9 protein-coding genes are annotated in these 11696 nt (G+C 38.3%); 7 read left to right on the top strand and 2 right to left on the bottom strand.

Annotated features, from left to right (window positions below; genetic code table 11):
- Positions 1 to 6 precede the first annotated feature (6 nt).
- The 6 genes from ACM40_RS16645 to ACM40_RS20655 all read left to right on the top strand — a co-directional run bounded on the left by ACM40_RS16645 (position 7) and on the right by ACM40_RS20655 (position 9294).
- Complete coding sequence (locus ACM40_RS16645; RefSeq protein ID WP_048504034.1) at positions 7 to 1557, top strand: RagB/SusD family nutrient uptake outer membrane protein; 1551 nt, start codon at positions 7 to 9, stop codon at positions 1555 to 1557.
- Between the two features lie 2 nt (positions 1558 to 1559).
- The gene (locus ACM40_RS16650) at positions 1560 to 2987 is read left to right on the top strand and encodes a glycoside hydrolase family 30 protein (RefSeq protein ID WP_048503928.1); all 1428 of its coding nucleotides are present in this window, start codon (positions 1560 to 1562) and stop codon (positions 2985 to 2987) included.
- 9 nt (positions 2988 to 2996) lie between these two features.
- Positions 2997 to 5219, top strand: coding sequence for a beta-glucosidase BglX (bglX, locus tag ACM40_RS16655; protein ID WP_048503929.1), 2223 nt, complete (start codon positions 2997 to 2999; stop codon positions 5217 to 5219).
- 78 nt (positions 5220 to 5297) lie between these two features.
- A complete protein-coding gene (locus ACM40_RS16660) occupies positions 5298 to 6107 on the top strand; it encodes a family 16 glycosylhydrolase (RefSeq protein WP_048503930.1) in 810 nt (269 codons plus the stop codon).
- A 41-nt stretch (positions 6108 to 6148) separates the two neighbouring features.
- On the top strand, positions 6149 to 7588 hold the full coding sequence (locus tag ACM40_RS16665) for a glycoside hydrolase family 30 protein (RefSeq protein WP_048504035.1): 1440 nt from the start codon (positions 6149 to 6151) through the stop codon (positions 7586 to 7588).
- Positions 7589 to 7764: 176 nt separating this feature from the next.
- Positions 7765 to 9294 carry a T9SS type A sorting domain-containing protein gene (locus ACM40_RS20655; protein ID WP_165579321.1) on the top strand — a complete coding sequence of 510 codons (1530 nt, stop codon included), beginning with the start codon at positions 7765 to 7767 and terminating at the stop codon, positions 9292 to 9294.
- Positions 9295 to 9541: 247 nt separating this feature from the next.
- Here the strand turns inward: ACM40_RS20655 and ACM40_RS16675 are convergent, their stop codons facing one another.
- Together ACM40_RS16675 and ACM40_RS16680 are read right to left on the bottom strand one after the other, a co-directional pair.
- Complete coding sequence (locus ACM40_RS16675; RefSeq protein ID WP_040999074.1) at positions 9542 to 10354, bottom strand: enoyl-ACP reductase; 813 nt, start codon at positions 10352 to 10354, stop codon at positions 9542 to 9544.
- Positions 10355 to 10474: 120 nt separating this feature from the next.
- Positions 10475 to 10774, bottom strand: a complete 300-nt coding sequence (locus ACM40_RS16680; RefSeq protein WP_083996893.1) for a hypothetical protein — start codon at positions 10772 to 10774, stop codon at positions 10475 to 10477.
- Positions 10775 to 10911: 137 nt separating this feature from the next.
- On the opposite strand from ACM40_RS16680, the gene ACM40_RS16685 reads away from it, so the two are divergent.
- Positions 10912 to 11469, top strand: a complete 558-nt coding sequence (locus ACM40_RS16685) for a DNA-3-methyladenine glycosylase I (RefSeq protein WP_048503932.1) — start codon at positions 10912 to 10914, stop codon at positions 11467 to 11469.
- The last annotated feature ends 227 nt before the right edge of the window (positions 11470 to 11696 follow it).

Below are 11696 nucleotides of genomic sequence, written 5' to 3' on the forward strand. Positions count from 1 at the left end.
AATAAAATGAAAAATAAGAATTTTATATATAAAGGGCTTGCTATTACTTTTCTTACAGGCCTGAGTTTTAGCAATATTGCCTGTAGTGACTCATATCTGGATGATGTAAAGAATTCGGGTTCTTTTAATACCGACCTGTATTTTCAGAATGAACAACAGTCTTTTAGCGCATTGGTTTCCGTATATGATATTTTAAGAAAATATTCAGGAGGATTCGAAAATACAGTTACATTTTTTAATGCAGGATCTGATGACTTTTATTCCGGTGGTGGAAATTCCAACGATGGAGCCGGAATCCAGGGAATGAATAATTATACCATTAATCCCAATACTATGCCTGCAAGTTACTGGAAAGATTTTTATCAAGGGATAGCACGTGCTAATCTCTTAATAGAAAAAGTTCCGGGAGCTACTATGGGTGAAGATATTAAAAAAAGATATATTGCAGAGGCCAAAGTACTCCGGTCCCTATACTATTTCGAATTGGTAAGAATGTTTGGAAATATTCCTTTAGTGCTCAAAACTATTCAGTTTGGTGATGATTACTGGAATATACCACAGGCGCTACCAAGTGATGTATATGCGCAGATAGAAAGTGACATCAATGCAGCCATTCCAGATTTAATGATGACGTCTAGCGGTAATGATAAGGGTAGAATTACACAAGGAACAGCCAGAGCAATATTAGGTAAAATTTATCTTTATGATAAAAAAATGCCCGAAGCCGCAACACAGTTTGCAGCTGTGAATGGTACACCGGGAGGAATCAGCCAATACGGATATAAGCTTGTAGCCAACTATGCTGATCTATTCAAAGTGGGGCCGGAAACGGCAGATCCATATAAATTTTCAACAGAATCCATCCTGGAAGTCATGCATACCAACAAAGGAAACTCCGACTGGGGCTTCTGGGGACAGGGAAAAGATGAAGGGAACTCTATCAATGTAATGGTGGGACCCCGTTCTTACTCTTTAAAAAATGTTCCGAATAATAACGCACCGGATATCTATTCCGGATGGGCTTTCAATACAGTAACGGATAACTTCGTTAATTTCATGCAGGGGGATCCCAGATTAAACGTAACCGTTTTCAATGCGAAACAACTGGTTACTGATGGTAAAATTTCTTACAGCCCTGCCTTTGCAGATACCGGATATTTCTTAAATAAATATTTACCTACGAACGATTTAAAAAGCTCACTTCCAGGACCGGCAGAACTTAACTTTAGGCAGAATTATGTCGCTATAAGGCTGGCGGACACTTATTTGATGGAAGCAGAAGCCTTAGGTGGCGCCGGAGGAAGAGCCCAGGCTCTTTTAGATGCAGTAAGAGCAAGAGTAGGTTTAGCGTCAGTTCCTGTTTCTTTACAGGCTATTAAAGACGAAAGAAGAAGAGAGCTTGCCGGAGAAGGACACCGATGGTTTGATCTTGTCAGATGGGGTGATGCTCCTTCAAAACTTGCCTTCAAAGGATTTAAAGCAAATAAAAATGAAATTCTTCCAATTCCGTTCAATGAATTGCCGAATACTGCTTTAAAACAAAACCCAGGCTACTAAAAATGAAGTTTCACAACTTATATAGTTTCTTTTTTAAAGGTACTGCGCTGCTTTGCGGCGTGGTACTTTTTCCTCTATCATGCGCTTCGGTAAATGGAAATAAAGAAAATGAAGTTCAGTCTTGGCTGACGAAAGGTAATGAAAGTGTAAAATTACAAAAGCAAGCTCCTGTTAAATTTACTAAAAATCCTAATGGCTGGCAGAATATTGAAATTGATGACACTCAAAAATTTCAATATGTTGACGGTTTTGGATATACATTGACAGGAGGCAGTGTTGAGGTGATCAACCGGCTTTCACCCTCAAAAAGGAAAGCGCTTCTGAATGAACTCTTCGGAAAAGATGAAAATTCAATTTCCATAAGCTATCTTCGTCTCAGTATCGGAGCTTCCGATCTTGACGGGGAAGTTTTTTCCTATGATGATCTGCCGGAAGGTCAGACAGACCCCACGCTATCCAAATTCAGTCTGGAAAGGGATAAAGATCTGATCGCCATACTGAAAGAAATCCTTACGATTAATCCTAAAATTAAAATCATTGCAGCTCCTTGGTCATCACCGGTTTGGATGAAAGCTAACGGAAAATCCAAAGGAGGAAGCCTCAAACCGGAATTTTATAAAGTGTATGCAGAATACTTTGTAAAATACATCCAGGGAATGAGAAAAGAAGGCATTGCTATCGATGCCATTACGCCTCAGAACGAACCCCTTCACCCCGGAAACAATCCGAGTCTGTATATGCCGTCCGAACAGCAGAGAGATTTTATTAAAGGTCATTTGGGTCCTGTTTTTAAAGCCAACAACATCAAAACAAAAATTGTGGTTTATGACCATAACTGCAACAAACCGGAATATGCCCTTGATATTCTGAAAGATGCGGAAGCCTATCAGTATATTGACGGGTCAGCTTTCCATTTGTACGAAGGAGATATTTCCGCTTTAAGTACGGTGCATAATGCTTTTCCTGATAAAAATTTGTATTTTACCGAACAGTGGACCGGTTCAAAGGGAACTTTTAATGAAGATCTCAACTGGCATGTTAAAAACGTTATCATCGGTTCTATGAGAAACTGGAGCAGTATTGCTTTAGAATGGAATTTAGCAAATGACCCTGAGTACAAACCTCATACAGATGGAGGATGTACAGAATGTAAAGGAGCAATAACAGTTTCCGGCCGTGAAAATTTCACCAGGAATGTTTCCTACTACATCATTGCACACGCTTCCAGGTTTGTGCCTGCAGGCTCACAGCGTATTGCCTCTACACAAACGGAAACCATTTCTACTGCAGCATTTAAAACCCCTGCCGGAAAAACAGTGCTTATCGTTCAGAACGCAAACTCTGCCGATGAAAACTTTAATATCAAATATAACGGAAAGACTGCTCCCATAACCTTATCAGGAAATTCGGCAGCGACTTTTGTTTTTTAATTTAATATCATGAAAAAAGCTTATTTCTTACTTGCAGTTGCAGCATTGGGAATCAATGTCTGCGGGCAGAAAACTATCGATCAGAAGGTGGCAGAACTCCTGTCTAAAATGACATTGGAAGAAAAAGTAGGGCAGATGGTGCAGTACAGCGGCTTCGAATATGCTACCGGACCCCAGCAGTCCAATTCTGCAGCGGTATTGGAAGAAATAAAAAAAGGAAAAGTAGGTTCTATGCTTAATGTAGCCGGAGCCGGGGAAACCAGGGCCTTCCAGAAGCTGGCCCAGCAGTCCAGACTGAAAATTCCTTTACTGTTTGGCCAGGATGTGATCCATGGATACAGAACAACCTTTCCTGTCAATTTAGGGCAGGCCGCAAGCTGGGATCTGGATATGATAGAAAAATCAGAAAGAATTGCAGCTACGGAGGCTTCTGCTTACGGTATTCACTGGACTTTCGCGCCAATGGTAGATATTGCAAGAGACCCGAGATGGGGAAGGGTAATGGAAGGTTCCGGAGAAGACACCTATCTGGGCACCCGGATTGGTCTGGCAAGGATTAAAGGATTTCAGGGTAAAGGTTTGGGAAGTCTTGATGCTGTAATGGCCTGTGCGAAACATTTTGCAGCGTATGGAGCAGCTGTGGGCGGAAGAGATTACAATTCTGTGGATATGAGCCTAAGACAGCTGAACGAAACCTATCTGCCTCCTTTCAAAGCCGCAGCTGAAGCAGGAGTAGCCACATTCATGAATTCATTTAATGACATCAACGGAATCCCTGCTACAGCAAACCAATATATTCAAAGAGAGTTGTTAAAAGGAAAATGGAACTATAAAGGTTTTGTAGTGTCAGATTGGGGAAGTATTGGGGAAATGATTCCTCACGGCTATGCCAAAGATGCCGGTGAAGCTGCTCAAAGAGCCATTTTAGGCGGAAGCGATATGGATATGGAAAGCCGTGTTTATATGGCAGAACTTCCAAAACTGATAAAAGAAGGAAAAGTAGATGCAAAACTTGTAGATGATGCGGCAGGAAGAATTTTAACCAAAAAATTCGAGATGGGCCTTTTCGATGATCCTTTCAGGTTCAGTGATGAAAAAAGACAGAAAGAACAGACTGATAATCAGAAAAACAGACAATTCGGAAGAGAGTTCGGTTCAAAAAGCATTGTTCTTTTAAAGAATAAAGGAAATATCCTTCCTCTTTCAAAAAATATTAATACGGTGGCTCTCATCGGGCCTTTCGGGAAAGAAACTGTTGCCAATCACGGTTTCTGGTCTGTTGCGTTTAAAGACGACAGTCAAAGAATTGTTTCTCAGTTTGACGGAATTAAAAATCAGCTTGATAAAAATTCAACCTTACTGTATGCAAAAGGCTGTAATGTAGATGATCAGGACAAATCCATGTTTGCAGAGGCAATAGAAACAGCTAAAAAAGCGGATGTGGTGATCATGACTTTAGGCGAAGGCCATGCCATGAGCGGGGAAGCTAAAAGCAGGAGCAGTATCGGCTTTTCAGGAGTTCAGGAGGAACTGTTGAAAGAAATTGCTAAAACAGGAAAGCCAATCGTTCTAATGATCAACGCCGGAAGACCTTTGATTTTTAACTGGGCAGCAGATAATATTCCGGCAATAGCTTATACATGGTGGCTGGGAACTGAAGCCGGAAACTCCATCGCCGATGTTCTTTTCGGAACGGTAAACCCTGGCGGAAAACTTCCGATGACCTTTCCAAGGACTGAAGGCCAGATTCCTGTTTATTATAATCATTACAATACAGGAAGGCCTGCAAAAAATAATACGGACAGAAATTATGTTTCTGCTTATATCGATTTAGATAATGACCCTAAATTTCCTTTCGGATATGGATTAAGTTATACGGATTTTAAATATTCCGATATGATTTTAAGCTCCGCCAATCTTAAAGGAAATCAGACTTTAAATATCAGCGTAACGGTTTCCAATACCGGAAAATATGACGGAGAAGAAGTCGTACAGCTTTATATCAGAGACCTTTTTGGAAAAGTAGTAAGACCGGTTAAAGAACTGAAAGGTTTTCAGAAAATATTCATCAAAAAAGGAGAGAGCAAGAAAGTGGATTTTAAACTGACTCCGGAAGACCTGAAATTCTTTGATAATGATCTGAATTATGATTGGGAAGGAGGAGAATTCGACATTATGGTAGGAACCAACTCTCAGGATGTTCAGACCAAAAGAATCAATTGGAATAAATAATTCAATAGGAGCGGGCTTTAGCCCGCTTAATGAAAAATATAACAACGGCTTTAGCCAAACCTAATAATCATATTGTTCATGAAAATAAAATCCCGAAATATCATCCGGTTCTGTGCAGCAGGAATATTACTTTTTTCTGTGGCAGGCTGTGCCTCAAACAAAGCTGAACCGGGCAAAAAACTGATCTGGAGCGATGAGTTTAACGGTAAAGATCTTCCGGATTCTTCAAAATGGAACTATGATGTGGGAGGAGATGGCTATGGAAATAAGGAAGCCCAGTTTTATACAAAGAACAGGCTTGAAAATGCCAGAATGGAAGGCGGAAATCTTGTTATTGAAGCCAGAAAAGAAAACTGGGAAAAGAATAAATATACTTCTGCAAGGCTTTTAACCAAAGGGAAATTTTCTTTTCAATATGGAACAGTAGAAGTAAGGGCAAAGCTTCCCAAGGGCCGGGGAACCTGGCCCGCCATCTGGATGATGAGCGAAAATATGAAACAATGGCCAGATGACGGCGAGCTGGATATTATGGAACATGTAGGGTTCAATCAGGAGTATATTCATGCTTCGGTTCACACGAAAAAATATAATCATATTCAGGGAACACAGAAAACAGATACGATGATTGTAAAAGACGTAAGTGAAAAATTCCATATATATAAGGCAGACTGGACACCGGAGAAAATAGAGGTTTCCATTGACGGGCAGAAGTTCTTTACTTATGAAAATAAGGAGAAAACTTATGAAGCATGGCCTTTCGATCAGCCCTATTTTATTATTTTAAATCTGGCAGTTGGCGGTTTCTGGGGCGGAAAAGAAGGAATAGATGACCATATATTTCCGCAAAAATATTATATAGACTATGTAAGGGTTTATCAAAATAAATAATGAAGAGAGGGCTTTTGCCCAAAAACAGAAAGAAAAAAATTATGAAAAAACTAATTGTGAGCTGTTTGACAGTAGGAGTGTTTCTGAATGCTAATGCACAAAACTATTGGAAAAAGAATGCGGGGAAAACAGCGAAAGTCATTTTAACAAGTTCCAAGACCAATGAAAAAATGGCCGACAAAGGAATTGTTAAGTTTGAGAAATTCGGCCAGCCGAAGGAAACGGATGCATGTATTTTTGTAGATCCGGATTTTAAATACCAGAAACTGATCGGGATAGGCGGTGCCATAACAGATGCCTCCGCAGAAACTTTTTATAAACTGCCCAAGAACAAGCAGAAAGAAATTATAGAAGCTTACTTTGGAAAAAACGGATTAGGCTACACGGTAGTCCGTACCAATATGAACTCCTGTGATTTTTCCAGTGATTCCTATACCTATGTGCAGGATAATGATACGGCTTTAAAGACTTTCAATATTGCTCACGACGAGAAGTATAAAATCCCGATGATCAAAGAAGCTCAGAAAGCAATCGGGAAAGATTTTACATTTTACTTTTCTCCATGGAGTCCGCCGGCATGGATGAAATCCAATAAAAGCCTTTATAAAGGGGGAAGACTTGAAAATCAGTATTACCAGACCTGGGCAGATTATTATATTAAATTCATCAAAGAATACGAAAAAAGAGGAATTAATATCTGGGGTTTAACCGTACAAAATGAACCCATGGCCACTCAGACCTGGGAATCCTGTATTTATTCTGCAGAGGAAGAAGGTGAATTTCTTAAGAACAATTTAGGGCCAACCCTTTGGAAAAATGGCTACAAAGACAAGAAAGTGATGATCTGGGATCACAACAGGGATCTGATTTACCAAAGAGCAACTACCACTTTAAGTGATCCTGAAACCTCAAAATATGCCAGCGGCATCGGCTACCACTGGTACGAAACCTGGAACAACAAAACCCAGCTTTTCGATAACTTATCGGAAACCCAGAGAGCTTTCCCGGATAAATTCCTGGCTTTCACAGAAGGCTGTAAAGAGCAATTCAAAATGTCCGGAATTTATGATGTGAGCCTGGGAGAATTATATGGAAGAAATATGCTGAATGATTTCAACAAAGGAACTGCCTTATGGACCGACTGGAATGTATTGCTTGATGAAACCGGAGGACCTAATCATGTTGGCAATTTCTGTTTTGCCCCTATCATTGCCGATACCAAAACAGGAGAAGTACATTACACCTACGAATATTATTATGTAGGTCACGTATCGAAATTCATCAAGCCCAATGCACAGAGAATAGGAAACTCTTCCAACAGAGCTGCCCTTACATCCACCACTTTCATGAATGAAAACGGCCAGCTGGTGACCGTGATTATGAATGATTCCGAAAATGATATTGAAACCAATCTCTGGATTGAAGGAATGTCCGCCAAATTATCTGCGCCGGCCCATTCTATCCAGACTGTTATCCTGTAACTTCATATTGATTATTTTTATAGAACCTGCGGCCTCGAAGAGGCCGCAGGTTTCGGTTAGATTTCTAATCTTATTATTTTAAAAAGGGACCTCGTAGAAAGGTCTGCAGTATTTATCATAAAATTATTTTTAATTTATGTATGAAGTTTTTCACTATTTTTGGCAAAATTTTAACCATGAAAAAATATTTACTGTTTTCTTTATTGGCATTTTCGAATATTGATGCTGCAGTTCTTTATGTTAATTCATCTGCGACAGGTTCAAACAACGGTCTTTCGTGGACTAATGCTTATACAGATTTACAGACAGCAATGAGTAATGCTATTTTTGGAGATGAGATTTGGGTAGCATCAGGAGTATACAAAGCCACTTCCACTACGGACAGGACCATATCATTTAATATGAAAAACGGAGTCAACTTGTATGGTGGATTCAGTGGAACGGAAACTTCTGTAGGCCAAAGAAACATCAGTCAAAACCCAACAACACTTTCTGGAGATATAGGAGCTATTGGAGACAACACAGATAATACAAATACAATATTAAAAATTATTAGCACAACATCCGGGATAACAGTGGACGGCTTTAGAATAATTTCCGGTAGAGGAGGAGGTTCTGCAGGCATATCATTAAACAACAATACAGGAATTATCAATATAAAGAACTGTTATTTCTATGATAACTTCGGAAGTACGGCAGGAGCTATATTCCAGGCTTACCAGGGAAATTATACAGTTAATGTTTCCAACTGTGATTTTATCAGCAATATAGCTGTTAATGGAGTTATTTTCTCTGACCAGTCAAGCAATAATAACCTTAATATTACCAACAGCAGATTTAAAGGCTCTGTAGCAGGAGGAATTGCCGTATTGAGCTTTGAAGCAGCCAATTTTACTATGGACAGATGTATTGTTACAAATAATACTTCCACCCAATCCAGTATTGTGCATATTGCTGCGAAGGCTTCTTCCAGGATAAGCAATTCTCTTTTTGCAGGGAATTCATACAGCGAAAATGCTCTGGCATTGTATAGTCTCAGCGGTATTTCACAGATTTTGGAAAATATTACCGTTGCTCATAATAAAAAAGTATTTCTGACCAACACATTCGAAACCGCTGTTTACAGTGTAAATGGCCAGGTTAAAGTATATAATTCTATTATTTACGGAAATACCAACTCTTCGAATAATGATCAGATTGATGCAGGAAATACTGTATCCCATTCTATTGTAGAAAATGGATACGCTACCGGTACAGGTATTTTGAATGCTAATCCTATGTTTGTTAATCCTAATACTTTAAGTGCTGCCCCATTCGATTGTACTTCCTATAATTACCAGTTGCTGGCCGGTTCGCCTGCAATTAATACAGGAAACAATACTTTTGTTACGCAAAGTCAGGATTTGCTTGGTAACGGCAGAACATCAGGATCTAATGTGGACATGGGGGCTTATGAAAAAACAGGAAACATGAGCGTGGATGAAGCTGTAAATAAGACGAAAAGCTTATTTTATGATTTTAAGAATGAAAATATTATAGTAAAGAATGGGAGAAACAATAATGTAATTGTTATTTACGACCAGTCAGGAAGAGCTGTTTTAAAAGCAGGTGTTAATAATTCTTTTTCTTTATCTCAGCTCTCGTCAGGAGTTTATTATGTAAATCTTCAGGATACAAAAGAAAATATAAAAATTATAAAGAAATAAACCGCCAGGAAACCAATCAGATAAACTTTAAATTCTGAACAATAAAAAAGAGACAGTATCATTTTTTTGAACTGTCTCTTTTGTTTAAACTGAGTTTGTACTTTTGAGATATCCAGTTGCCTGATTAATTTTCTTCTTAAGGTAAATAATAAAGGTTAGTAAGCCGCTGCATTAATGAAATTTCCTTAAAATAAAAATGCGATGAACCTGTGTACATCGCATTAATTTTATTTGAACTGATCTTAAATTAATTTTCAAGATCATATTTACTGATCACTTTCTGCGTAACTCCTGAACTGCTGAAACCACCATCATGGAAAAGGTTCTGCATCGTTACTTTCTTGGTAAGATCAGAGAACAGAGTAACACAATAGTCTGCACACTCTAAAGCGGTAGCATTTCCTAGCGGAGACATATCTTCAGCATACCCAAGGAATCCTCCGAAACCTTTCACACCGCTACCTGCAGTGGTCATAGTTGGAGATTGGGAAACGGTATTCACACGCACTTTTCTTTCTCCCCAATAGTTTCCGAAAGTTCTTGCAATACTTTCAAGATAAGCTTTGTTATCGGACATATCGTTATAATCCGGGAATGTTCTCTGAGCTGCAATATAAGTAAGGGCCAAAATACTTCCCCATTCGTTCATACAGTCTTTCTCCCAAGCCACGCGCATTACTTTATGGAAAGAAACAGCTGAGATATCCCAACCTTTTTCCAACCAGTCGTAATTCATTTCTGTATAATGTTTTCCTTTTCTAACGTTGATAGACATTCCGATGGAGTGAAGGATAAAGTCGATTTTGCCAAATTTTGCAACAGCGGCATCAAAAAGTTTTTCAAGATCTTCTATCGAAGTAGCATCTGCAGCTATCACCTCAGATCCTGTTTTTTCCGCTAAACCATTAAGTTCTCCCATTCTCAAAGCAATAGGGGCATTTGATAAGATAAATTCAGCACCTTCTTCATGACATCTTTCTGCAACTTTCCATGCGATAGATTGCTCATTAAGGGCTCCAAAAATAATTCCCTTTTTGCCTTTAAGTAAACCGTATGACATAATTTTTTAATGTTTATTTAAATACAAATGTAGCAATAATTTGTGTTTGCGACATAATAAAAATGGAGCCTTATTGATTTAAGACTCCATTTTCTTGAAAATATTTATATAACTGAAATTCTAATTGGTTTTCTTATTCCATTCTGCTTTTACATCCTCTGCAGCATCTTTGGTTTTTTCCCAGGCTTCATTTGCTTTATCTTTAATATCATCCCAGGCATCAGCTGCATTGTTTTTTACTTTTTCAAACCAATCTTCCTGTTGGGCTTCCTCATCATTGTTTCTTTTTTCATTGATATACTCTTTAGCTCTGTCTGCAAGATCTTCAATTTTCCATTTCGCATTGTCTGCTGCATTCTTTAAAGAGTTTTCTGTGTTGTTTACTGCATTTTCCGCTTTGTTGTATTCTGAATTGTTCATAATGTAATATTTTATTGTTGTGTACCAGTAAATAAACAATAACTATTCCTAAAATCCGGGACTACTGTTAAAGTTTTCTTAATCTTTTGTTATACTTTTCCAAATCACCCTTATCTTTATTCTAAAAATTAACCATAATGGAAAAGATACGCTGCGGCTGGTGCGAGAAAGATGACCTGTACCGGAAATATCATGATGAAGAGTGGGGACGTCCCACGTACGATGATAATATCATTTTTGAATTCCTGATTCTTGAAAGCTTCCAGGCAGGACTGAGTTGGTACACTATTCTTTCTAAAAGAGAGAATTTCAGAAAAGCTTTTGATCATTTTAATTATAAAAAAATTGCTCTGTATACGGAAGAGAAAATTGAGGAGCTCATGAATGATCCCGGAATTATCAGGAACCGCCTTAAAATAAAAGCAACAGTAAACAATGCGCAGAAATTTCAGGAAGTGCAGAAAGAGTTTGGAAGCTTTTCAAAATACATCTGGGGTTTTGTTGGAGGAAAGCCAGTGGATAACCGGCCTAAAGCGTTAAGTGATGTTCCGGCCGTTACTGAAATTTCAGATGCCCTGTCTAAGGATCTTAAGAAACGAGGATTTAAATTTATGGGATCTACCGTTGTTTATGCTCACATGCAGGCAACCGGAATGGTAAATGATCATATTGAAAGCTGTTTTATTAGAAGTTAGTTAATTTTATTTTATTCAATTTTTAGGGATGTTTTTTGATTAAAATATAATTTGATAATTGTTTTTGGAAAGCTTAAGGCTTGTTATATGAGAGCAGTAAAGGGTTGTAGCTCATTCAATAAGAAATAATGTTTCAATTAATAGTGATTAAATAAGTACTTATTCACTGTTAAGTATGTTTATTGTGAATTTAATAAAATAAAAACCTGTTTTTAAATAAATTAGTA

This window comes from Chryseobacterium sp. BLS98 (assembly GCF_001045445.1).
Classification (GTDB): Bacteria; Bacteroidota; Bacteroidia; order Flavobacteriales; family Weeksellaceae; genus Chryseobacterium.